General features: G+C 66.6%; 16 protein-coding genes. 5 read left to right on the forward strand and 11 right to left on the reverse strand.

From position 1 onward, the window contains the following. Positions 1 to 84: 84 nt before the first annotated feature. From A5740_RS20310 to A5740_RS20320, 3 genes are all read right to left on the reverse strand, one after another. Complete coding sequence (locus tag A5740_RS20310) at positions 85 to 477, reverse strand: holo-ACP synthase (protein ID WP_076196988.1); 393 nt, start codon at positions 475 to 477, stop codon at positions 85 to 87. Between the two features lie 9 nt (positions 478 to 486). Next, complete coding sequence (locus A5740_RS20315) at positions 487 to 9765, reverse strand: type I polyketide synthase (protein ID WP_076196990.1); 9279 nt, start codon at positions 9763 to 9765, stop codon at positions 487 to 489. A gap of 569 nt (positions 9766 to 10334) precedes the next feature. Further along, positions 10335 to 10961: a MerR family transcriptional regulator gene (locus A5740_RS20320; protein WP_254849265.1), complete on the reverse strand. Its 627-nt coding sequence runs from the start codon at positions 10959 to 10961 to the stop codon at positions 10335 to 10337. Between the two features lie 301 nt (positions 10962 to 11262). On the opposite strand from A5740_RS20320, the gene A5740_RS20325 reads away from it, so the two are divergent. After that, positions 11263 to 12531 (forward strand): nitrate/nitrite transporter, encoded by a 1269-nt coding sequence (locus tag A5740_RS20325; RefSeq protein ID WP_076197068.1) that lies wholly within the window; start codon positions 11263 to 11265, stop codon positions 12529 to 12531. Here the strand turns inward: A5740_RS20325 and A5740_RS20330 are convergent. After that, entirely contained in the window at positions 12516 to 13736 is a 1221-nt protein-coding gene (locus tag A5740_RS20330; protein ID WP_139335261.1) for a low temperature requirement protein A, read from the reverse strand. The genes A5740_RS20325 and A5740_RS20330 overlap by 16 nt on opposite strands. 170 nt (positions 13737 to 13906) lie before the next feature. Here A5740_RS20330 and A5740_RS20335 point away from each other — a divergent pair, with 170 nt between their 5' ends. After that, on the forward strand, positions 13907 to 14473 hold the full coding sequence (locus A5740_RS20335) for a transcriptional regulator (RefSeq protein ID WP_076196994.1): 567 nt from the start codon (positions 13907 to 13909) through the stop codon (positions 14471 to 14473). 118 nt (positions 14474 to 14591) lie between these two features. Here the strand turns inward: A5740_RS20335 and A5740_RS20340 are convergent, their stop codons facing one another. The 5 genes from A5740_RS20340 to A5740_RS20360 form a co-directional block, all read right to left on the reverse strand. Further along, entirely contained in the window at positions 14592 to 15248 is a 657-nt protein-coding gene (locus A5740_RS20340; RefSeq protein ID WP_371454779.1) for a twin-arginine translocation pathway signal, read from the reverse strand. Between the two features lie 2 nt (positions 15249 to 15250). Beyond that, a complete protein-coding gene (locus A5740_RS20345) occupies positions 15251 to 15961 on the reverse strand; it encodes a hypothetical protein (RefSeq protein WP_371454778.1) in 711 nt (236 codons plus the stop codon). Between the two features lie 299 nt (positions 15962 to 16260). Next, positions 16261 to 17793, reverse strand: a complete 1533-nt coding sequence (locus tag A5740_RS20350) for a FadD3 family acyl-CoA ligase (protein ID WP_217696704.1) — start codon at positions 17791 to 17793, stop codon at positions 16261 to 16263. A 30-nt stretch (positions 17794 to 17823) separates the two neighbouring features. Further along, positions 17824 to 19014, reverse strand: coding sequence for an amidohydrolase family protein (locus A5740_RS20355; protein WP_076197000.1), 1191 nt, complete (start codon positions 19012 to 19014; stop codon positions 17824 to 17826). 79 nt (positions 19015 to 19093) lie between these two features. Next, a complete protein-coding gene (locus A5740_RS20360) occupies positions 19094 to 20635 on the reverse strand; it encodes an AMP-binding protein (RefSeq protein WP_076197002.1) in 1542 nt (513 codons plus the stop codon). 58 nt (positions 20636 to 20693) lie between these two features. On the opposite strand from A5740_RS20360, the gene A5740_RS20365 reads away from it, so the two are divergent. Then, positions 20694 to 21410, forward strand: a complete 717-nt coding sequence (locus tag A5740_RS20365; RefSeq protein ID WP_076197072.1) for an enoyl-CoA hydratase/isomerase family protein — start codon at positions 20694 to 20696, stop codon at positions 21408 to 21410. 70 nt (positions 21411 to 21480) lie between these two features. Here A5740_RS20365 and A5740_RS20370 read toward each other — a convergent pair whose 3' ends face one another. Beyond that, complete coding sequence (locus A5740_RS20370; protein WP_076197004.1) at positions 21481 to 21999, reverse strand: VOC family protein; 519 nt, start codon at positions 21997 to 21999, stop codon at positions 21481 to 21483. Positions 22000 to 22065: 66 nt separating this feature from the next. Here A5740_RS20370 and A5740_RS20375 point away from each other — a divergent pair, with 66 nt between their 5' ends. Then, positions 22066 to 22497: an OB-fold domain-containing protein gene (locus A5740_RS20375; RefSeq protein WP_139335258.1), complete on the forward strand. Its 432-nt coding sequence runs from the start codon at positions 22066 to 22068 to the stop codon at positions 22495 to 22497. Between the two features lie 15 nt (positions 22498 to 22512). Beyond that, positions 22513 to 23658 (forward strand): thiolase family protein, encoded by a 1146-nt coding sequence (locus A5740_RS20380; protein ID WP_076197008.1) that lies wholly within the window; start codon positions 22513 to 22515, stop codon positions 23656 to 23658. Positions 23659 to 23738: 80 nt separating this feature from the next. Here A5740_RS20380 and A5740_RS20385 read toward each other — a convergent pair whose 3' ends face one another. Further along, positions 23739 to 24344: a TetR/AcrR family transcriptional regulator gene (locus A5740_RS20385; protein WP_076197010.1), complete on the reverse strand. Its 606-nt coding sequence runs from the start codon at positions 24342 to 24344 to the stop codon at positions 23739 to 23741. Between the last annotated feature and the right edge of the window lie 160 nt (positions 24345 to 24504).

Here is a 24504-nt window from a genome sequence, read left to right on the forward strand (position 1 = left end):
TACGACGAACACACCGCCTGGGCACACCGCGCACAAGCCGCCGCTTGACACTTAGCTCCCAGGGATGTCTCGCGGTGCAGGGGGTTAGAGCTCCTCGATGATCGCGACGGCGGCCGCGGTGTCGGCCTCGTGGGTCAACGACACATGGATGGTCACCGTCTCCAGATGCTTGGCGATGTCACCGGACAGTCGCACCTTGGGTCGGCCCCACATGTCGGTGACCACCTCGATGTCGCGGTGGATTCCCTCGGGCAGGGCCGGGCGCTTGGAGAACCGGGAACTCGACCAGGCCTTGATCACGGCCTCCTTGGCCGCCCACCGGGCCGCCAGGTGCCGGGCCGCCGACGAACTCTTGTCCGCGGCGTCCCGGCGCTCACCTGGTGTGAACGTCTCGGCGAACACCGTTCCCGGCCGGTCTACCTGCTCGGCAAAATCCGGAATGGAAACCAGATCGATACCTACGCCCACAATCGCCACGCCGCGACCTTAGCGGACGTAGAGATCGTCATCACCGAGCCGGGCGTCCGCGTTCAGCAACATCGCGGCTTCCTGACGCTTCTCCGGCGCGTCGTGATCGAACCGGCGGTCGGCAGGCTTCTCGTACATCGGCCGGCCACCGGCGATCGCCCCGGCCAGTCGACGCTGACCGGCCAGCGTGCGCTGTTCGGCACGCTTGCGGTACTCGTCGCGCTCGGCCGGATCCAGCGCCGCGATGAACGCCTCCGGGTGCACCAGGGCAACCAGACCCGACACGTGACCGAACCCGAGGCTGGTGACCAGACCGGCCTTGAGCGGGAACTTCCCACGCAGGTCGAGGGTTTCGCGCACCCAGACGAAGTGGCCGGAGGTGGCCAGCTCGTCGTCGACGCAGTCCAGGCTGCGGTTCGGCGGGATGACGCCGTCACGCAGAATCTGGCACAGACCCATCATCTGGAACACCGCCGCGCCGCCCTTGGCGTGCCCGGTCAGCGTCTTCTGGCTGACGATGAACAGCGGCGCGCCCGGTGAACGTCCCATCGAGTCGGCCAGCCGCTCGTGCAACTCGGTCTCGTTGGGATCGTTGGCCAGCGTCGAGGTGTCGTGCTTGGAGATCACCGCGATGTCGTCGGCGCCGACACCCAGCTTGGCCAGCGATCGGGCCAGCTGCGAATCCTTGCCGCCGCGCCCGGCGCCCAGGGCACCGAGGCCCGGAGCCGGGATCGAGGTGTGCACACCGTCGGCGAAGCTCTGCGCGTAACCGACGACCGCCAGCACCGGCAAGCCCATCTTGGCGGCGAGGTCACCGCGGGCCAGCAGGATCGTGCCACCGCCCTGAGCTTCCAGGAAGCCGAGACGACGACGGTCGTTGGCGCGGGAGAACTTCGAGTCGCTGATGCCCTTGGCACGCATCATCTCGGTGTCGGCGGTGGCCGCCATGTCACCGAAGCCGATGATGGCTTCCAGGGTCAGGTCGTCGAAGCCGCCGGCGATCACCAGGTCGGCCTTGCCGAGCCGGATCTTGTCCACGCCCTCCTCGACCGAGACGGCCGCGGTGGCGCAGGCGCCGACCGGGTGGACCATCGCGCCGTAGCCGCCGACGTAGCTCTGCATGACGTGTGCCGCAACAACGTTCGGCAACACCTCCTGCAGGATGTCGTTCGGCTTGGCCCGACCGAGCAGGTTGCCGTGGTACATGGTCTGCATCGAGGTCATGCCGCCCATGCCGGTGCCCTGCGTCGAGGCCACCAGGCTCGGGTGCACCCAACGCATCAGCTCGGTCGGGGTGAAGCCCGAGGACAGGAACGCATCCACCGTGGCGACGATGTTCCACAGCGCCACCCGGTCGATGGAATTGGCCATGTCCGGGGTGATGCCCCACACCGTCGGGTCGAAGCCCGTCGGGATCTGGGCGCCGACCGTGCGCGACAGCTTGGTCTTGCGCGGCACCCGAATTTCGGTGCCCGCCTTGCGGATCACCTGCCAGTCGGACGAGTCCGGCACCGGCCGGGCCACGGTGTGCTCCGGATCGAAGGACACGAACGCCCGGGCATCGGCCTCGCTGGACACCACGAAGCTGAAGTCCTTGTCCAGGAACACACTGACCAGCAGGGGCGAGGCGTGATCGGGGTCGATCGCGCCGTCGTCGACGAACTCCCTAATGCCACAGCGCTCCACCACGGCGTCGTGGTAGCGCTCCACGATCTCCGATTCGGGCACCAGCTCACCGGTCTGGGTGTCGTACCAGCCGGCCTTGGGATCGTCTTCCCACTTGACCAGCCCGGTGGTCCAGGCCAGCTCCAGCACACCGGCCGCCGACAGCTCGCCGGAGACCTCCATCTCGAAGCGGGTGCGCGACGAGCCGTACGGCCCGAGTTCGGCCCCACCGACGATGACCACCAGGTCGGCCGGATCGACGTCGAGGTCGGCCCACTCCGGCGCCGGTGCCGGGTTGTATCCCCGCGGCGGGGACGGCAGCGCGGCAACGGTGTTTCTGCCGCCGTCCTCCTCCTCGTCTTCTGATGCGGCGCTTGCCATGTCCTCACGCGCCTTCGCGGCCAGCTCGGCCATGTCGAGCTTGATGTCACCCAGACCACCGGTCAGGTCCACCTTGATCGGCGCGTTGGCCGCGGCCACCTTGGACTCCACCGTGCACAGGTTCAGCAGCATGGCTGCCATCTCCGCGGTGCTGTAGGTGGTGACGCCGGCCTCCTCGACCGCGCTGACGATCGCGTCGTTGTGCCCCATCAGCCCGGTGCCCTTGGTCCAGCCGATCAGGGCGTGCGCCAGGCTGACGCGCTCGGCCCACGAGGCTTCCGCACTCCAGCGGTTCACCAACGCGTCGAGCGCGGACTTGGATTCGCCGTACGCGCCGTCGCCGCCGAACATGCCTCGATTGGGCGAGCCCGGCAGCACCACGTGCAGCCGCGAGGCGATGTCACGCTCGGCGCCGATCGTCGACAGGCCGCCGATGAGCCGCTGCACGGCCCACAACAACACCTTCATCTCCATCTCGGAGCGCGAACCGGCCTCCGACAGGTCCCCGGCCACGCGCGGCGCGGCGAACGGGAACAGCAGCGTCGGTGTCTGCGCGTCCTTGAGGTGGATGGATTGCGGCCCAAGGCTTTCGATCTGCTCGCTGCCCACCCACTCGACCAGCTTGTCGATGTCGGAGTAGGACGCCATGTTGGCCGGGATCACCCACAGGGTGGCGCCGAAGCGGGCATTGTCGCGGTAGAGCGCCTTGTAGAACGCCAACCGGTCGTCGTCCAGACGCGAGGTGGTGGCGATGACGGTGGCACCGCCGTCGAGCAGCTGCCCGACGACCGACGAAGCGATCGAACCCTTCGACGCCCCGGTCACCACGGCAACCTCGCCGGAATACCGACCCGTTCCGGGATTTTCGGCACCGGCCGCGATGCGACCGAACAGCGAAGCGTGGATGGTGCGACCGGCCGCCAGCGCCTTGCCCTGCCACCAGTTCGCCTGCGTGGCAACGACATGGCCGGCGCCTTCGAAGCGCTCGGACAGCCGCGGCCAATCGGCGTCGATCTCACCCTCGTCGGCGAGCCACAGCTTGACCAGGTCCTCACGGGCGCTGGCCCAGCGGTCGTCGAATACGACGGCCTTCTTCGCGTCGAACGCCGGGGCGACCAATCGCGGCCAGTCCGAACCGAGTTCGGTGGTGACCAGGTCGATCAGCTCGGCGTCGGTCGCGACCTCGGGGGCACCCACCGGTGCGTCCAGTCCGAGCTGGCCCAGGATCGTGCGCGCGGCCGAGGCCAGCACACCGTCGGGTCCGGTGACCTTCTCGGCGAATTCACCGAGTGCAGCCGAATCCACCACTCCCCCACCGGCTCCGCCGGCCGAGGGCAGCGACACGGCCACGCCTTGACGGGCAGCGACCGCGGCGACCGCGGCGTCGATGACCTTGTCCACGCCGGCGGCGTCGGCCAGAGCCCCGGGATGCAGGCTGCCCAGATCACCACCGCGCACGCTGCTGCCCTCACGGGTGCCCAGCGCCACCTCGACGGTGACGTGCTTGGCCCAGCCCGGACCCAGCTCCCAGGTCTTGGTGACCCGCTCGGTGATGTACGCCGGGCGCTTGCCCGACGGCCCGAACACCGTGCGCAGCTGATCGTTGATGGCGTCCGAGAGCACCGGACCGAACGGCTTGTAGGTGCGGGCCAACTTGCTGACCTGTCCCTTGAGCGCACCGAGATCGGCCTCGGCGGCGCCGTCGATGGCACCCAGGTTCAGCTCTGAACCGAGGTCGACCAGCAGTTGGTTGCGCCGCGAGGATGCACCGTCGGTGATGGACTCGATGGAGTCCAACGCCTCGATCTGATCTATACGCATCTTGGCGCTCAGGGCGATGAGACCCACCGTGGCGTCGGCCGCGTCGAACGTGATGTCCTCGGGGCGCGGGCCACCCGACGGAGCGGCCGGCGCTGCCGGGGCGGCCGGTGCAGCCGGGGCGGCCGGTGCAGCCTCAGCCGCGGGCGCGGCTTCAGCGGCAGGAGCCGACGCGGGACTTTCCTCCGCCTCCGGCTCCGGCTCCGGATCGGTATCGCTGGCGAACAGCACCGCGGCATCACGCTCGGCGTTGAGCACCTCGACCGTGCTGTGGGCGTACTCGGGCAGCTTGAGGGTGTTGGTGGCCAGGCCGGCGACGGTCGGCGCGTTCTTCACGCCGATCTCGACGAACCGCTCGACACCGAGTCCGCCGGCGGCTTCTTCGATGAACAGCAGGTCCTGGGTCTCGATCCAGCGCACCGGGCTGGCGAACTGCCAGGCCAGCAACTCGATGACGATCTTGCGGCACAACTCGATCGGCCGCTCGTTACGCCACGTGTCGTAGTCGGCGAGGATCTCGTCGAGCGGCTCGGCCGGCACCAGGTCGCGGATCTCCTGGATGAAGTCGCGGTCCAGCGTGAACGGCCGGGGCACCAGGTTCGGAATGTAGCGTCCGACAACCAGTTCCGGGTCGCGGTCGCGCGGCAGCACCCGCTCCAGGCTGCGCCGGAAGTCGTCCACCCCCACCCGCAGCACGCTGGAATGGAACGGCACGTCGATGCCGGGCACCAGGATGAACGACCGCTTGCCGCCGCTGATCTCGCGACGACGCTCGACCTCTTCCTCCAACGCCTCCAGACCGCGCACGGTGCCGGCGATCGCGTACTGCGAACCACGCAGGTTGAAGTTCACGATCTGAAGAAATTCTCCAGTATTCGCCGCGATCTCGGCGACGAAGCTCTCGACGTCTTCGTCGGCCAGGTCGATCTGCGACGGCCGGATTGCTGCCAGTCGATAGTTGGACCGGCCCCGCTCGTCGCGCGGCACGATGTCGTGCATCTTGGAACCGCGGTGGAACACCGCCTCCAGCAGACCTTCGAGTTCGATCACGCCGGAAACGCATGCCAGCGCGGTGTATTCGCCGACGGAGTGACCGCACGCGATCGCGCCTTCGACGAACGCACCCTGCTCACGCATCTCGGCGACCTGGGCAGCGGCCGTGGTGGCCATGGCGACCTGGGTGAACTGGGTCAGGTACAGCACGCCTTCGGGATGCTCGTAGTGCACACCGGAGGCGATCAGCGACGTCGGGTTGTCCCGGACCACGTGCAGCACCGAGAAGCCCAGCGTCTCGCGGGTGAACTTGTCGGCGGTATCCCACACCTTGCGGGCGGCCTTGGACCGAGCACGGACCTCCATGCCCATGCCCTTGGACTGAATGCCCTGGCCGGGGAACGCATAGACGGTCTTGGGCGCAGCCAGTCGCGCGGTCGCGGCCATCACCAGCTCCGAGCCGATACGGGCCTGAACCTCGACAACCTCTGCGCCGACGTCGATTCCGACGCGGTCGACGCGGAAGTCGACCTCGTCGCCCGGCTTGACCATGCCCAGGAAACGGGCGGTCCAACCGACCAGCTTGGCCGGTGGGACCGGCTTGCCGTCGGTGGCGGTGACGACGTGCTGGGCGGCGGCCGACAGCCACATGCCGTGCACGATCGGACCTTCCAGACCGGCCAGCAACGCCGCCGCCCGGTCGGTGTGGATCGGGTTGTGGTCACCGGACACCACGGCGAACGGCCGCATGTCCACCGGGGCACCGATCGTGACATCGCGCCGACGTCGGCGCGGGGTGTCGGTGGCGTTGTCCGAGATCGCGCCACCGGCCCGGACCGGGTCGGTCAGTTCGGCGGCACCGGTGCGGCCTCGGATCGCGAACCGCTCCTCCAACTTGGCCAGCTCCGTACCGTCGGCAGAGCGAACGGTCACCGAGACCGGGACCACCCGGCCCACCTCGGTGTCGGTGGCGGCCGAAGCCGTTGCGGTGACGGTCAATTCAGCCGGATCGGTCGGCAACGGGGCCAACAGCGCAGCGGCGTGGTCGAGGTGCACCAGGCTCAGCAGGCCCTCCACGACCGGGAAACCGGAATCGGTGGCGGCGCTGCCGATCGCGGCGAACACGGCCGGCCAGCACCGGCCGACCAGAGCATCGGGAACGACGGTCAGCGTCGGCGCCAGCGGGGCACCGAAGGTGGCGGTGACACCGGTGTGATCGGCCACCTGCTCGGGGTTCCAGGCGACGGTGACCGTGGCGGTCCCGTCGACGACAGGCGGCAACGCGTCGGGACCGTCGACACCGGCGGCGATGGCGAGCACCGAACGCATGGCGGTCGCGGCGTCGGCGACCTCGACCACCGGGGCTCCGCCACTGCGGATGGCCTCGGTCAGCGTGAACCGGATCTCGATCCAGGTTCCCGACAGCGGCACCGACAGCACCACATGCCGATCGTCGGCGACCTCGAGCCGGGCGCCGGTGGACGGGTGAGAAGCCGAACGCTTTGCAGATCCTTCGCGGACCAACCACTCCGCGGCGGGAGCGATCCGGTGCACCGGGTTGACCGAGGTGCGTCCGGCCCACAACACGTCGGGCGCGTCCAGCAGCACGGCCAGTGGACCGGTGACGTCGCTGCGGCCCTGCCGGCGCGACAGGACAGCCTGCGGCTGCGCGCCCGACGCGAGCACCTCGTCGACGGCGGCCTGCTCGAACCGGTCGAGCAGCTCACCGACGGGCTCGTCGACCCGGGTGATGCCGGCCACCGCGGCGGTGCCGGGGATGATGCACACCTGATCGGCGTCGTAACGGGCATCGTGGGCCTGCCACAGCGAGTCGCTGCGCCACCAGCGGCGCACGTCCTTGTCGATCACCGGCACGAAGTTGACCGGCTTGCCCAGCGTCTTGCAGAGCTCGATGAAGAACGGGACGTCGGCCGGGTGCAGCTGCACCGAAGCAGCGTCCGGGTAGGCCGAGACCAGCGCGGTCAGCGCGGCCTTCGGGTCCTCCAACAGCTGCGAGCCGTCCGAACCGGAATCGAACACGGTCTCGATCGGGCCGAAATCCTTTGCGTGCAAACGGGCTTCGGCACGCTTGAGCATCTGCTCGAAGCGGTCGCGCCAGGTGATGTCCAGCCACGGCGAGTCGTCACGCTTGGAGTCGGCGGTGCTGTTGCCCTCACCGATGGCCAGCTCGATGTAGCGGCGCAGCCACTGCAGGTAGGTCATCTCGGCAACATCGCCGAAGTACGGCTTGGCGGTGTTGGCCATCGCGGCGATGATCTCGTCGCGACGGGCGGCCACCGCGTCGGCGTCACCGGCCACCTCGTCGAGCAACCGGCCGCAACGCGATGCCGTGTTGTCGATCTCGTGGATGTCGGCGCCGAGCTGGCTGCGCCCGGAGGCCATGCCGCCCGAGGCCTTGCCGGCGCCCACCCAGGCCTCGGTGCCCTTGGTGTCCACCAGCAGCTGCTTGACCTGTGGGCTGGTGGTGGCCTCGAGGGTGGCCATGGCAGCGGTGCCGACCAGGATGCCGTCGACCGGCATCAGCGGGTAACCGTGCGCGGCGGACCACCGGCCGGACAGGTACTCGGCCGACCGCTCCGGGGTGCCGATGCCGCCGCCGACGCAGATGGTGATGTTCGACCGACTGCGCAGCTCGGAGTACGTCGCCAACAGCAGATCGTCCAGGTCTTCCCAGGAGTGGTGGCCACCGGCGCGGCCGCCCTCGATGTGGGCGATGACCGGCTTGGTGGGCACCTCCGCGGCGATCCGGATGACCGAGCGGATCTGCTCGACGGTGCCCGGCTTGAACACCACGTGGCTGATGCCGAGGTCGTTGAGCTCCTCGATCAGCTCGACGGCCTCTTCCAGGTCGGGGATGCCGGCGGTGACCACCAGGCCGTCGATCGGCGCACCGGACTGACGGGCACGCTGCACCAGCCGCTTGCCGCCGACCTGAAGCTTCCACAGGTAGGGATCGAGGAACAACGAGTTGAACTGGATCGCCCGGCCGGGCTCGAGCAGCTCGCCCAACTCGGCGATGCGGTCGTTGAAGATGGGCTCGGTGACCTGCCCGCCGCCGGCGAGTTCGGCCCAGTGGCCGGCGTTTGCTGCGGCAGCGACGATCTTGGCGTCCACTGTGGTGGGCGTCATACCGGCCAACAGGATCGGGGATCGTCCGGTGAGCCGGGTGAACTTGGTCGAGAGTTTGACCGAGCCGTCGGACAGGCTCACCACGCTCGGGGCGTAGCTGGACCATGGCCGGGCCACCTCGGGCACCGCGCCGATGGTGAACAGGTTGCGTTGGCCACCGCGGGTGGCGGCAGGCACGATCCCGATACCCAGTCCGCGTACCACCGGAGCGGTCAGGCGGGTCAGGATGTCGCCGGGGCCCAGGTCCAGAATCCAGCGGGCGCCGGCTTCGTGAAGGTCGGTGATCTCGTCGACCCAGTCCACCTGGCTGACCAGGATGGCCTCGGTCATCTCGCGCGCGAGCTCGACGTCGATTCCGACGGCCTCGGCCCAGCGGCCGACGATGTCGATCCCGTCGGCCAGACGCGGGGTGTGGAAACCGACCTCGACCTGCACCGGGTCGAAGACCGGCGCGAAGACCGCGCCACCGCGGACTTTGCTCTTACGCTCGGCTTCTTCCTTCTCAGCGATCTGGTTGCAGTACAGCTCGAAGCGCGACAACTGCTCGGGCGTGCCGGTGATCACCACAGAACGCCGGCCGTTGCGGATGGACAGCACCGGGGGCAGCACCGTGCGGACGTCCTGGCTGAACTCCTCGAGCAGCTCATAGATGCGCTCGGGCTCGGCGTTGGTCACCGACACCATGGGCGGCCGGTCACCCAGCACGGTGATGCCGCGGCGACGCGCCACCAGCGTGCCCGCCGCGCCGATCAGCTGTGCCAGGGCCAGCAGCTGCACGTCCTTGGCGCCCTTTGCCGCCAACGCCTCGACGGCGAGCACGCCCTGGGAGTGACCGGCGACGGCGACCGGAGGGGTCGCCGCGAGGTCCATGCCCTGGCGGGCCAGCGCGCGCACGGCCGCAATCTGGGTGAGCAGCACACCGGGCACCGATACCGCGGCCGAGGTCAGCTGTTTGCCGGACGGCACGGGCTCTTCGGCAGCCAGCGCGCGGACCCACTGCAGCGGCTCGAACCCGATGGGCCGAACCACGAGGAGCTCAGCGGCAACCGGCTCGAGCAGCAACTCGGCCTCGCCGGCCAGCGTGGCGAGTTCGGACTCGATACCGGCCGAGGACACCAGCTCTTCGAGCGTTTCCAGCCAGGCGCTGCCCTGGCCCCCGAAAGCGACCGCGTAGGGCTCGCCGGCGCTGAGCCGGTCGACGAGGGCATGGGTGGAGTCGGCCTGCCGATCGTCGGATCCGGAGTCGTCGTTGCGTCCGGCGGAAACCCGGTCGTGTTCGTAGATCGTCACTGGCGCTATCTCCTCGGTGCTGCTGCGGTTCTGCGGTGAAGTTCTCGCGGGTGGCTGTCGCGGTGGTTATGCGTGTCTGTCTGGGGCGGTGTGGCTGCCCGGGCGACAGGCCAACGGCGATTCAGCGTCGAATCAGGTGCGGAACGCGGTTACACCGGACCTCTCGGGACCGTGTCTCTCGCATTCCTGCCCTACTAAGAGTGTCATAAGAGGAGGCCCGTGTTTTCCGTCCAGATTGGTTACTGGTGAGTTCTACGCATGGGTAACCGGCGGTAACGTCACGCGGTGTTCAACGGGGGCTCAACGCATTCGGGACAAACGTCCTGTTGGCAGGTGGTTACGGTCGAGTAGGCACAACTGCGCAGATCAAGGCAGTATTGTTATCGAATCGTTATCTAAATTTCTCGCCACATCTGCCGCCGCGAACGCATTGTGAACCAGCAGACAATCGGGCTGTTTCTGTCTAGCGAATCCCAACCGGCCGCGCGAAAAGTTTGCTGGATTATCTTACTTCTCGGTAACTTTTTGCCCGCGCGCATCGTCGAACGGATGGCGGTCGCGGCGCGGGGCTACTCGGCGGTGGCGAGCCCGGACCGCAATGCCCCCCGCATTCTGGCCGAGACCACCGCCTCTACCAACTCAGCCATGCCGGCACAGGATGAGCTGACCTGGCATTCGGCGAGCAGCGCAGCGGTCGACTCGGCGAGGTGGTCGATTGCCGGCGTTGTCGACCTCACGAGGTGAGCCATGATCCGGACGCAGCCCCGAGGATCGTCGGCGCCGTCGACGAACGCAGCCAAGGCCGGGTCGGTCAGCTCCACGGCGCCGTCGACGATGCGCGCCAACCCACAGGCGACGAGCGTCCGCACGTCCCCATCGCCGGGATCCAGACTCAGAGGGCGTGCACGGCGCTGCCACGCCGAGACGTGAAGCCCCAGCGCGTCCGCCAGATCCTGCCCGCGCCGCAGGCTGTCGAAAAAGTCGGCGATATGCGCCGAGTTGAAGCCCTTCGTCAATAGCTGCGTGATCGCCGCCAGCTGGGCCACGTGCCGCTCGTCGTAATAGGCCGAACGCCCGACACGACGCGGCGAGTCCAGCAGCCCGCGTTCCCGGTAGGCCCGGATATTGCGAGCGCTGACGCCGGATATGCGGGCCAGATCCTCTAGGCGGTACTCAACCAAGCCGACGTCCTCCACATCGGATCGAACAGCGATTCATGTCGCCACCCTACCCTGGGTTCAATATCACGAGCGAATTACGGACACACGCGTCGAGGTACCGGCAAATCTCAGTTCTGACGCTGCCAACTGCGGATATGCCGGATCGGACACCTCCAACTGGACGTAGCTATGCAGTTTCAGCCAACTACTTCAACCGAAGAATCCCGGCCCGAGGATCAAATTCACAACGGCGACAAAGGAGTCCGTTCGCTTCGACGCTTGCGGTGCGGGAGCATGGATGTCTGCCGACCGAGACAATTCGACGAAAGGTGCCCGCGTGCGACCCTGGATCGTCTGGGCGACCGGGCTACTCGCTTACATCATCGCGGTGCTCGACCGCACCACCCTTGGCGTCTCGGGGCTACAGGCCGCGGACAGATTTGCCGCCAGCCCCGGCGTGCTGTCCACGTTCGTCGTGCTGCAGGTCATCGTCTACGCCGCTGCCCAGGTGCCCGCCGGGCTGCTCCTGGACCGCTTCGGTTCCCGCGTGCTCATCGTCTGCGGCGCCGCCCTGATGACCAGCGGTCAGCTCGTCCTCGCGCTCAGCGAATCACTGCCCGCGGCCATCGGGGCTCGGGCCGTCGTCGGCCTGGGCGACGCACTCACGTTCATCTCGGTTCTGCGCCTGGTGCCGTACTGGTTCGAGCCGGTGCGAGTCCCGTTGGTGTCCCAGCTCACCGGTATCTGCGGTCAGCTGGGGCAGGTTCTCTCGGCGGTCCCCTTCCTGGCGATCCTCACCGGCGCCGGCTGGACGCCGGCGTATCTGTCGGTCGCGGCCTTCGGACTCCTGGTGATCGTGCTGGTGTTGGCACTGGTGCGGAACACACCGCATGGATCGACCCTCACAACCGAACCGATCTCACTGCGCGCCACCTTGTCTCGCACGAAAGCCGTCTGGCTTCGGCCGGGCACCCGACTCGGCTTCTTCACCCACATGGGCACCCAGTTCTCGGTGACGGTGTTCGCGTTGATGTGGGGGGTCCCGTATCTCACGGAGGCACAGGGTCTTTCCGAGGCCGCCGCGGGATCACTGCTGACCATCTCGGTGGTGGCGGCCATCACCGCCGGGATCATGATCGGCATCGTCACGGGCCGTCACCCTCACCGCCGGTCGCGCCTGGTGCTGTGGATCATCGCCAGTAACGCGCTGGTGTGGACCGTGGTGCTGGCCCTGCCCGGCCCGGCGCCGATGTGGCTGTTGGTCGTCCTCATCGTCGTCATCTCGGTAGGGGGCCCCGGTTCGATGGTCGGCTTCGACTTCGCGCGAACCTTCAACCCGAGCCACAACCTGGGCACTGCACAGGGCATGGTCAACATGGGTGGCTTCCTGGCGGCTCTGCTGGTGATGCAGGCCATGGGCCTGATCCTGTCCGGCGAGGACAGCTATTCCTTTGCGTCGTTCCGCCTGGCCTGGTCGGTGCAGTACGCGGTGTGGCTCTTGGCGACGATCGGAATCTTGATCACCCGCCATAAGACGCGCCGGCTGCTCGCCGCCGAACAGGAACGAATGCTGTTGGAGAGCTTCGAAACTCACCCGGGCGGGTGAGTCCCGAGACGCCGGCCGACGATCGCAGCGGCATGCCGGTGCCCGACCGCCTCGAAGCCGCCGACGACCACCACGGGCGCCGCGGTGATCACCAACAGGCACACCGTCATCGATGTGCCCTGCGCGGCCAGCACCACCGCGGCCACCAACGCCGCCGAAGCCACCACCAGCAACAGGAGGTGGACGACATCGACCTGACCGATCAGCAGCGAGTAGATGACGAACATCGACACCAGATAGATGCCGACCGGAATCGCCACCGCGAGAACGGTCCCGGTCGAACTCAGCTGCGATTCGCCGTCGACGAAGTAGGCCGCCACGTGTAACCCGGCACCGGTGGCCACGATGGCACCGAACACCGCCAGGTGCAGATAGCCATACCAGAATGACAGCGCGCGCCGCGCATGCAACAGATCACCGGCCGGCACCAGGAAGTACACCCACCACATCCCGAACGTCAGCCCGATACCCGCGGCCACCAACGCGATCGCATCAGTGGACCAACCATGCTCGCCGACCGCGGCCGTCAGGGACGCCACCGTGCCGACGACGCCTTCGCCCAGCGCGATGATCGCCAGCAACCCGTACCGCTCGGCCACATGATGGGCATGCCACGGGGTGCCGCCCATCCGCCGCTCGGCCAGAACGGGCCCGCTCACCTCCACGACCATCAGCACCAGAGCAGTACAGAAGAACACCGTGACCGAGGTCTGCACGAAGATCTGGAGCACCCACCCGATCTGGGCGACGACGACGGCGCAGGCGTAGGTCAGGCAGGCCGCACGCCGTGCCGGATCCTGGCCGGCTGCCCGTAACCACTGCCCCACCAACGCAATTCGCATCACCACATAACCGGCCACCATCACCGCGTTGTCGACGTGCCCACCGTGTTCGATCGAGCTGAACACCGGAGGGATGCCGAGCGCCAGGACGATCACGCCGACCATCTGCACCATGGTCATCACGCGGTAGATCCAGTCGTCGGTGTCGTAGGCAGAGGCGAACCAGGTGAAGTTCATCCATGCCCACCAGATCGCGAACGCGGAGAACCCGAAGCCCGCCAGCCCCGCAGATACGTGCCCGTCGGCCATCAGATGGGCGAGCTGCGAGGCAGCCACCCCGAAAGCGATCACGAACGTGAGGTCGAAGAGCAGTTCCAACGGTGTGGCCACCCGGTGCTGCTCGTGCGGGTCACGGCCGGACATCCGGCTCAGCCGGTGGGCCCGTACCTGGTGCGGGATCTCGTCGTTCAACCTGAATCGTCCCTTCGTCGCCGCCGTCGATGCATTCCATCGCATCAGAACGGACCACGTCGTCGAAACACAGGTAGTGCACTACTGATGTCACCGCCGCACCGACCGCCGACCATGAGTGTGTGTCCAAGCAATTCAGCCTGAACCTTCTCGGCGAATTCGCCGTATACCGAGACATGGAGCCGTTGGTGTTACCGCCCTCATGTCGCCGGCTGGTCGCGCTGGCCGCGGTCAAGCGCCGCGAACTACACCGTGGCTGGGTCTGCGACCTGCTGTGGCCGGACAGCCCGCCCGACAAGGCGGTGTCCTCACTGCGCTCGGCGCTGTGGCGGTTACGCCCGGTGGGCGCCGACGCGCTGCTCGTCGTGCGACACCAATACGTCAGTCTGGCACCCGAGGTGAAGGTCGACTGGCATGAGGCGATCGCACTGCACGACGCGATGGCCCCGGTCGAGGGACGCCCGGTACCGGCGATCACCCACCCGACGCTGCACCGGCTGTTGCGCAGCAGGGACCTGCTCGAAGGCTGGAGCGAACCCTGGTGCAGCGCCGAGCGCGACCGCTATCGGGCCATCCAGCGGTCCTTGTCGAACACCACCGACAGCACGACTCCGAGGCAGCTCAGCCCCCGTGCCGGACGGACACATGGCAGTAGGCACCACAACGACAGCGCGGGGTGCCGGCCGTGAGCGGCTTACTGCTCAGCCTCGCCGCGGCATGCGCGATCGTCACCGCACTTGGTGTGCATCAACTGCAGAACTGGCTGGAACGGTGGGCATATGAACGTCACGCCCAGGACTGAGTGCCCTACACCGGATCGAACGACGAGATCAGCCAGTTACCGTCGATCTTGTTCATCCCGACCTTGACGGCACTCACCGCGAATGAGCCATCCGGGAGTTCCTGACTCGTGGTGGTCTGGTTGATGAACAACAAGACCACCGCAGACTCCGGCTTCACGTCCATCGCCGCTCCCTGGACGACTTTGGCGGTCGTCTTCACCTTCTTCTGCTGCGCAGCCGGCGTGACGACCTTCGTCGTGAAGTCGGTGTAGTACGAGAGGAAATCGCCCGTGAGGTGCGACTTGGCCTTGCCGAAATCCTGATCCAGCGTTTCTGGGGCGTAGGACAACAGCGCCACGGTGCCATCGGAAGCGGCCTGTACCACTGCGTCGGCAGCCTGGGTGTCCGTCTGCTGGTCCGATTTGTACATCGTGAAGTACAAAACCAACGCCAATGCGGCCGACGCGATCAGCGCCACACCGAGGACGACTGGGACAACTCTGCGCTTCAGTGCTTGGAGAGCACCACCGAGCAGGCCGCCTGACTCGGCCGGTTCAACCTTGGTCTCGGCCTCGTCGACACCGATTTCGTCGGCGGACTGAACTGTTTCTTCGATCGTGTCCCGCTCGTCTTCGAACGTGGCGGTCGGCGACTCATCGGCCACGCCGGTGTCTTCGTCCAACGTCACGGCACAAACTCAACTTTCGACAGCTTCATCTGGTCACCATCTCTGTTCAGGGTCACGCTGAGGCGCCAGTTCCGCGGATCCTGCTTTGCGCCCGCGGCATTGGTGACCCGCGACGTCGCTGCGACCAGGACAACGGCAGAGTCGTCGGTCATCGAATCGATCGCGGTGGCATTCACCGTGGTTTCGGTGACGGCCTTCGATGATTCGGCCACCTTGATGAAATCGTCAGCTGTCGCCTGGAAGTCCTCTTTGAACTGACCGGTGGAGCTGTCGATGATGCGTTGGACGTCGTCTTTGGCGTGATTGAAGTCCAGCGACATCAAGGTGACCACACCTTGCCGGGCCGCCGCTGAGAATTCCGCTGCGCGCCGCTGATCAGCCAACGCATTGCGGTGGTGCCAGAACATGAAACCGCTGGCGGCCAGCAGCGCCAGGATGAGCACAATGGAAACGCCGAACGCCAGGAATTTCCAGATGCGGCGACTCGGCCACGAAAGACCTCGACGTGCCTTCCCGTCAGAAGCTTCTGCGGCCGGTAACTCAGATTCTTCGGCGGTCAGAAGCTCCGCTTCGGATGAGTCCACATCATCGACCGCCGACCCGGCCTCGGCGTCGTCGGGGGCTTCAGCATCATCGGGCTCGACAACTTCCGCCGCCGATCGGCCTTCGGACTCTCGTCGCGCGAGCTGGTCGGCCTCGTTGCGCAACCGGATGGCCCGAGCCCTGGCGCGCGCAGCGACCGCCACGGCCTCGGCCTCGGCGGCCTCGGCTTCAGCCTGCTCGGCCAGATCGAGGGCATCGCCATGCGATGCGTCATCTTCGCTAGTATCGATCACCGGCGACGAAGGCTTGCGGGACGGCATGCCGACCTCCTCTCCGTTCAGCAGCCTGCTTAACGAGAATTACGTTATCAGTTTGCGGTAGTGACCCGAGGGTACATCATTGACAGCGGCCCTTTAAATGTCGATTTAGCTGCGGAAATGATGTTTACGGGCTGTGCGTGCGATTAACCCGGACCGGCCGAGATCCGCGCCTCAAGCTGATTCTTCATCACCTTGCCGGTCGCATTGAGCGGCAGCTCGTCCAAAAACTCCACATAGCGGGGCACCTTGTAACCGGCCATGCGCTCGCGGCTCCAGGCGATCAGCTCCTCGGCACCGATCCCGGAAACATCCGGCTCGTCGCGTAACACCACGAACGCCTTGCCGACCTGGCCCATCCGCTCGTCGGCCACGCCGATCACCGCGATCTGCGCGATCGCCGGATGCTCCAGCAGGAACCCCTCGATCTCGGCGGGGTATGCATTGAATCCGCCGACGATGAACATGTCTTTCTTCCGGCCGACGATCCGCAGGCGGCCCGAATCGGTGAACTCGCCAAGATCTCCGGTGTGCAGCCAACCGTCATCGTCGATCGCCTCGGCGGTCGCGGCCGCATCGTCCAGGTAGCCCTGCATCACGTTGTATCCCCGGACCAACACTTCGTGATCGTCGGCAATCCGCACCTCGACGTCGGCACACGGCAGGCCGGCGGTGGTCGCGACCTCCTCGGCACTGTCACCGGGCCGGGACAACGTCACGTTGCCCGCTTCGGTGAGGCCGTAGCCGGTCATCAAGGTCTGGAACGGCAATTCGTCACGGATGCGTCGGATCAACTCCACCGGGATGTCGGCGGCCCCGGTCACGGCCGCCCGCAGCGTCGCCAGGCGGTCGCGGTCGGGAACGGCCAACAGCGAGTGATACAGCGTCGGAGGTCCCGGCAGCATGGTGATGCGCTCACGCTCGATCAGTTTCACGACGTTGTCGACGTCGAACACCGCGACCGGAAGCATCGTCGCGCCCCGCAGGAACGATGCCACCAAACCGGCCTTCAACCCGAAGGTGTGGAAATACGGGTTGATCATCAGATAGCGGTCACCCTCGCGCAGATCCGCCAGCGTGGCCCATTCCTCGTAGGCCCGCAGCGTCTGGCGATGGTTCATCATCGCCCCCTTGGGCCGGCCGGTGGTACCCGAGGTGAAGATGACATCGGCGATGTCGGTGGACTCGACCTCCCGCATGAACGGGTTGCCGCTGTCGAGGAAGTCCGACTTCAGATCGATGACCGGCACATCGAGATCGAACCCCGAGAACGCGAAATCCTGTCCCAGGAACCCTTTTTGGACCAGCACGGCTTTCGCACCGCTGCGGGCCACCACGTCGGCGGCCTCGTCGGCCTTGAATCGGGTGTTGACCGGGACCAGGATGCCGCCGGCAGCCATGATCCCGAAGGCGGAAATGATCCATTCAGCTGAATTGGGAGCCCAGACCGCAACCCGGTCCCCTTTGTCGACGCCCAACTCGGCGAATGCACCCGCGGCTTTCCGGATGCGTTCGCCGAGTTCGGTGAAAGACAGGCGCAGCGGACCGCCGACCCCGGCCACATTGTCGCCATGGCCGACCCCGGCCGAATTGTCGCCATAGTCGACCCCGGCCGAATTGTCGCCATAGTCGACGACAGCCTCCGTGTCGCCGAAGCGGTCCGCTGCACTCAAGACCATCTCGGGGATGGTCTGCCAGTTCGACACCCGTTAGGTGGTGACGAGGCGACCGAGGTTTCCACCCATGATCTTGGCCTGATCTTCGACGGCCAGATGCTCGAGCGCGGTCACGTAGTGCGTCGGCTCGGCCAAGCCCTCCGGATGCGGCCAGTCGGAGCCGTACAGCACCTGGTCCACGCCGATCAGGTTGATCAGGTCATCGATGCCCTCTTCGTAGAAGGGGCTGACGTAGATGCGGTTCTTGATCTCCTCGATCGGGTTGCCCATGAAGGCCTCGGGAGCCTTCTTGTACACCTCGGCCATCGAATCCAGCAGCGGGAACATCCATTTCGAACCGGCCTCGACGATGCCGACCTTGAGCTTCGGGTGGCGGAACAGCGCGCCGTGAATGACCCACGACGCCACGGCATCCTGGATCGGACGCCACTCGTTGAGGATCGACATGGCGTTGGTCTGGAACGGCAGCATCTCCTGCACCGTGCCGTCCCATTCCGAGGTGTAGCGCGAGTAGCCGCTGTCGGAGGAGTGCATGCCGACGAACACGTCGTACTCGACGCAGCGCTCCCAGAACGGGTCGAACTCGGGCAGCGCGAACGAGCGCGGGCCGCGGAACCCGGGCACCGGGGCCGGGCGGACCAGGATGGCGCGGGCGCCACGCTTCACACACCACTCCAGCTCTTCGATCGCCTTGTCGACGATCGGCAGAGTGATCACCGGGGTGGTGAAGATGCGGTTCTGGTAGTTGAAGCCCCACACCTCGTCCAGCCACTGGTTGAGCGAGTGGATGATGACGTGGATGGCGACCGGGTTGTCGCGCAGCCGCTCCTCGATCAGGCTGGCCAGCGTCGGGAACATCAGGCTGCGGTCGACGCCGAGCTCGTTCATCAGCTCCAGGCGCGGAGCCGGCTCGAAGAAGGCCGGGATGGACCGCATCGGCTCACCGAACAGCTCGCGCTTGCTCTTGCCGTCCGGGTTGCCGAACTTGAAGTACTCCTCCCACGCACCCGGCTTGGCGACATGCGAGAACGTCGGGTTCGGGATGTAGTTGCTGATGTGTCCGTCGATCGCAATCTTGGTGCGGCCGTTGACCTCGACGTACTGGACGATGTCCTTGTACTCCTTGGGAAGGTACTTGGTCATCGCCTCCGGCGGCTCGTACAGGTGGTTGTCCGCGTCGAACAGCGGAAACGGAATGTCGACCCTATGCGACAGTTGTCCCATGGAAAACTCCTTTGCAATTCGAGAGAATCATATTCTCACTTGGTAGCAGTCGCAATGCCCAGCTGGCCCTGAGGCCTGCCTACCGGGCGATTGCAGCAATCTGTTGACGGATGACGAACTTCTGCACCTTCCCGCTGGCCGTGCGGGGAAAGTCCTCGGCCAGATGCAACTCCTCCGGCCACTTCTGTCGGGCAACTCCGGTGGATTCGAAGTGGGCCCGCACCTGATCGAGGGTGGGCATGGTGCCGCCGTCGCGCACTCGAAGCACCGCGGCCACGCGCTCACCCAGGCGTGCGTCCGGAGCGGCCACCACGATTGCCTCGATCACGTCGGGAAGAGCCAGCAGCACCTCTTCCACCTCGAGCGCGCTGATGTTCTCGCCGCCGCGGATGATGAGATCGGTGGTGCGGTCGGTGATGGTCAGATATCCATCCTCGTCGAGAACTCCGATGTCACCGGTGCGATACCAGCCGTCGGCGTCGAAATGCTTTGCGGTCAGGGCGTCGTCGGTATAGCCGAGGCACAGGTCTGGCCCGCGACTGAAGATTTCTCCGTCCGGACCGAGCCGGATTTCCACGCCCGGACGCACGTTGCCGTCGGTGAACAGGCGCTTGGCCTCCGGCGCCCCGGCGCCCGACCCCGTGATGGACGGGTGCTCGGTGCTGCCGTAGGACCGGAACACGAACAGGCCCAGATCGGCGAGTCTGCGGGTGACCGCAGAAGGCACGGTCGAGCCACCCAGACCAACCGTGGTGAACCGGGCCAGATGCCGATCGTTGAAATTCGGATGGTCCATCAGGCTGGTGACGAAGTAGGGCGGCCCACCGCCGATCGAGAGCTCGTCGGCCTCGATCAGCTCGAGCACCTTGCCGGGATCCCAGACGTCACACAGGTCGATGGGGGCACCTTCGAGCACCGGGATGAGGAAGGCCCCGACCATGCCGATGAAGTGTCCGACGGGCGTGGCGGTGAGCTGGCGGCCCCGGTTCGGCGGGTAGTTCTCGAGCAGCTGGCGGGTTTCGAAGCCCAGCGTCTGATGACTGTGGATGACGCCTTTGGGCTCGCGGGTGGTTCCGGAGGTGAACGCGATCAGGGCCGGCGCCGCCGGATCCGTGGTCAGCGTGCCGCTCATCGGCTCGTCGGCGAGAAGCTCGGTGAAGGAAGGTTGACCGACCAGCCCGACGATCGGCACCTCGGCACACAGGTCGGGCTGGTACGTCATCCGGCCGAACTGTTCGGTGGTGATGAACACCTTCGGCTTCGCCGTGGCCATGATGTGGCCGAGTTCCCGTGGCCCGTAGAAGTGCACGATCGGCACGGTCACCGCGCCGAGGAACGCCGACGCCCAGAACGTGACGGCAGCCTCCATCCAGTTCGGCAGCTGCATGGCCAGAACGTCGCCGGGCCCGACTCCGCGGGCCTGCAGCCCGGCGGCCAGCCGCCGCGCGGCGCGCTCGACCTCGCCGAAGGTGCCCGCATACGGACGCGTTGCCGAGTGCACGTGGAAGCCGGCATCGGGGCTGGCCGCGAGCCCGTCGGCCAGCATCTGGCCCAGGGTTTCGGGCCGCCACCACCCGTTTTCGACGTACCGTTTGGTCAGCTCAACCGGGATGTCGCGCACATTGGTGATGGTATTCTCACGAAACGAGAATGCCAATCCCGAAACTGGAGAACGTTTGATGGTCGACCTCGAAATCGACGGCGAACTGGCGATCATCACGATCGACCGGCCACAGGCACGCAATGCCATCTCGCTGGACACCATGGATGCGCTCAACAAAGCGCTCGACGGTGCCGCCGGCGCGTCGGCACTGGCCATCACCGGCGGTGGCGATCGCGCGTTCGTCTCCGGGGGCGACCTCAAGGAGCTGGCCGCGCTGCGGACCGAACTGGAGGCCTCCGAGATGGCCTGGCGCATGCGCACGATCTGTGACCGCATCGCAGCTTTCGACGGACCGGTCATCGCCGCGCTCAACGGGCACGCCCTCGGCGGCGGGGCCGAGGTGGCCGTGGCCGCAGACATCCGGATCGCCGCCGACGACATCAAGATCGGCTTCAACCAGGTGGCGCTGGCGATCATGCCGGCCTGGGGCGGCGCCGAGCGGCTGGCCACACTCGTCGGACGCAGCCGCGCGCTGCTGCTGGCCGGCACCGGCCGGATTCTCGGCGCGCGGGAAGCCGAGCAGGTGGGTCTGATCGACCAGGTGGTCCCCCGCTCCGAGTTCGCCGAGACCTGGCGCTCGACGGCGCAACTCCTGGCCCGACGTCAGGCCGGTGAGGTCAAGCGGGTCATCAACGGGGTCTCCACCACCGAGGCGGTCGCGGCCTTCGCCCGGCTGTGGTGCTCGGAGGAGCACTGGACCGCCGCGGACAAGGTGATGAACAAGGGCAAGTAGCCGCCGAGTGGCCACTTGTGACACGTCATGTGCGCGAAAAGGCGTGTCACAACTGGCCATTCGACCAACATCAGCCGCTCAGTTCCCGAACGGGATCGCTGCCGTCCCAACGTTCGCTCGCCTGACGCACGAAGGCGGCCATACCGCCCGAGGCGTCCGTGAGCTCCATGATCTCGACGATGGCAGCGCCGATCGGCGGTTCGAAGTAGGAAAAGCGCACTCCCTCATCACCGCCGGCCCACACCTGCGGCCACCCGGCCTCGGCGAGGGCGGCCATGGCGTGGTCGTAATCGTCTGCCCAGTAGGCAAGTTGGTGGAATCCGCCGCCGGTGGCGGTGACGAACTCGGTGAAGATGCTCGGGCTTTCGTCGAGCTGCTGGATCAACTCGATCTGGAGGTCGCCGTTGTTGGACAGTGCCAGCGACAGTCGGACCTCACACGGTTCGCCGCGGTAGGTGACCCGCTGCGGCAGGTCGCGGATGACGAACCAGGGACCGACGCCCATCTGCAGCCAGCGTGAGATCGCATCGTCCAGATCGGTGACCACGTATCCGATCTGACGGATTTCACCGGGCAGTACATCAGCCATACCGCAAGCCTACCGAGAGCTGATTCTCACTAGACGAGAATTGCATTTCCGGTTATCGTCAGCGACGTGTCAACACAGATCGCTCTGGCGCCCGAGATCTCCACCTGGCCCGACGAGAATCCGCAGCTGATCGGCAGCAAGTGCGGCAACTGCGGGGCCGCCGTCTTCCCGGTGCAGGACCACTGCCCCAAATGCAGCAGCGCCGATACGTCCGACCTCCTGCTGCCCCGTCGGGGCACCGTCGTCGCATGGACGACGCAGGGCTTTCCGCCCGGCGCGCCGTATGCCGGTCCGACCGGCAAGGACTTCGTGCCCTTCGGCGTCGGCCTGGTCGAACTCGCCGACGACAGCGGCCCGGTCATCCGCGTCGAGGGCCGGTTGACCGAGAACGACCCGGCCAAGCTGCAGTTCGGCATGGACGCCGAGCTGACCATGATCCCGTTCACGACCGATGAAGACGGCAACCAGGTTGTCACCTTCGCCTTCCAGCCGGTGTAGAGAGAGGCCAACGACATGACCAACGACGTAGCCATCATCGGCGTCGGCCTGCATCCGTTCGGCCGGTTCGACAAGCCCGCGGTGCAGATGGGTGCCGAAGCCATCCGGTTGGCGCTGGCCGACGCCGGCGTGGAGTGGACGGACATCCAGTTCGGATTCGGCGGTAGCTATGAGGTGTCCAATCCCGACTCGGTGACCCGTCTGGTCGGGCTGACCGGCATCACCTTCACCAACGTGTTCAACGCGTGCGCCACCTCGGCCAGCGCCATCCAGCAGACCGCCGACACGATCCGGTTGGGCAAGTACGACATCGGCGTGGCCGTCGGCCTCGACAAGCATCCCCGCGGCGCGTTCACCGACGACCCGGCCAAGCTGGCCTTGCCGCAGTGGTACGCCCAGAACGGGCAGTTCGTCACCACCAAGTTCTTCGGCATGAAGGCCAACAAGTACCTCCATGACCACAACATCAGCCAGGAAACCCTGGCCCGGGTGGCCAACAAGAACTTCCGCAACGGTGCGAAGAACCCGAATGCGTTCCGGCGCAAGGAGATCTCGGTCGAGGAAATCCTGAACTCACCGGCGCTGAACTACCCGCTGACGCAGTACATGTTCTGCGCACCCGACGAGGGCGCCGCCGCGGTGATCATGTGCCGCGCCGACATCGCGCACAAATACACCGACAAGCCGGTTTTCGTGCGCGCCAGCGAGATTCGTACGCGGACGTTCGGCGCCTACGAGGTGCATGCCACCTCGGCACCGCCCGAGGCCGACGTGGCACCGACCGTGTACGCGGCGAAGGCCGCCTACGAGATCGCCGGGATCGGCCCGGAGGACGTGGACGTCGCCCAACTTCAAGACACCGATGCCGGCGCCGAGGTGATCCACATGGCCGAGACGGGACTGTGCGCCGACGGCGAGCAAGAGAAGCTGCTGGCCGACGGCGCCACCGAGATCGGCGGATCGATCCCGATCAACACCGACGGTGGCCTGATCGCCAACGGTGAGCCGATCGGCGCGTCGGGTCTGCGCCAGATGCACGAGCTGGTCCGCCAGCTACGCGGCGAGGCGGGCGAACGCCAGGTGCCGGGCAACCCGCGAGTCGGTCTGGCTCAGGTCTACGGCGCCCCCGGTACCGCTTCCGCGACCATCCTGTCGCTCTAGTTTCAGCTCGCGAGAAAGACGTGAACGCTTCCCGAAACACCGGTTTCGCAGAGCGTTCGCGTCTTGTCGGCAGAGAAGACTCAGGCCGGCATTTCGAACGGTTGCGGCTCGCCCTCGAGCTGGCGCAGCCAGCCCTCGCAGAAGGCCAGCACCTCGGCATGTCCGGCGGACATGCCCAAGGCTTGTTCCATCACCATCACTCGCGACACGCTGGCCGCCAGGAAGGTCCACACCACAGGCGGCACGTCGGTGGCGTCGACGCCGTAGCGATCCAGGGCGTCGGTGATCGCCTGGGTTTCGGCAGCGCGGAATCGCTCGGCGTAGCGAGCGATCTCGGCTCGCAGCGCCTTGCGGTGGTTGGCCAGGCCCATGATCTCCATCGTCAGCCGGGTCGCACTGGGGTCGGTACCCAACCGCCACAGCGCCCACAGCGGCTGCGGGGACTTCAACACCTCGGCCTGCACCGCCAGTCCCTCCTCGGCGCGCCGCACGAACACCGCCAGGAACAGATCGTCCATGGTGCGGAAGTAGTAGTGGACCAACTGCGGTTTGAGGCCGGCCCGCTCGGCAACCCGTCGCGAAGTCACCGCCGCATAGCCGTCCTCGATCATCAACTCTTCAGCCGCATCGAGAAGCACCACGCGGTTCTTCGCGTCCGGCGCCCCGATCCGTCGCGCCGATGCCATAGTCGACTCTCCTTCCACCCGACCACAAAGTGGGCCGGGGCCGATCGTAACGCCTCGTCCAGTGATCTTGACCACGACTCTAGCGCCGTGCTAAGCAGGTGCTCAGCAACTTCGAAAATTCTTCGCGAGGCGCAGTCCGTCGCGAAACCATCGCAGCGCA

The organism is Mycobacterium sp. GA-1841 (assembly GCF_001954135.1).
Taxonomy (GTDB): Bacteria; Actinomycetota; Actinomycetes; order Mycobacteriales; family Mycobacteriaceae; genus Mycobacterium.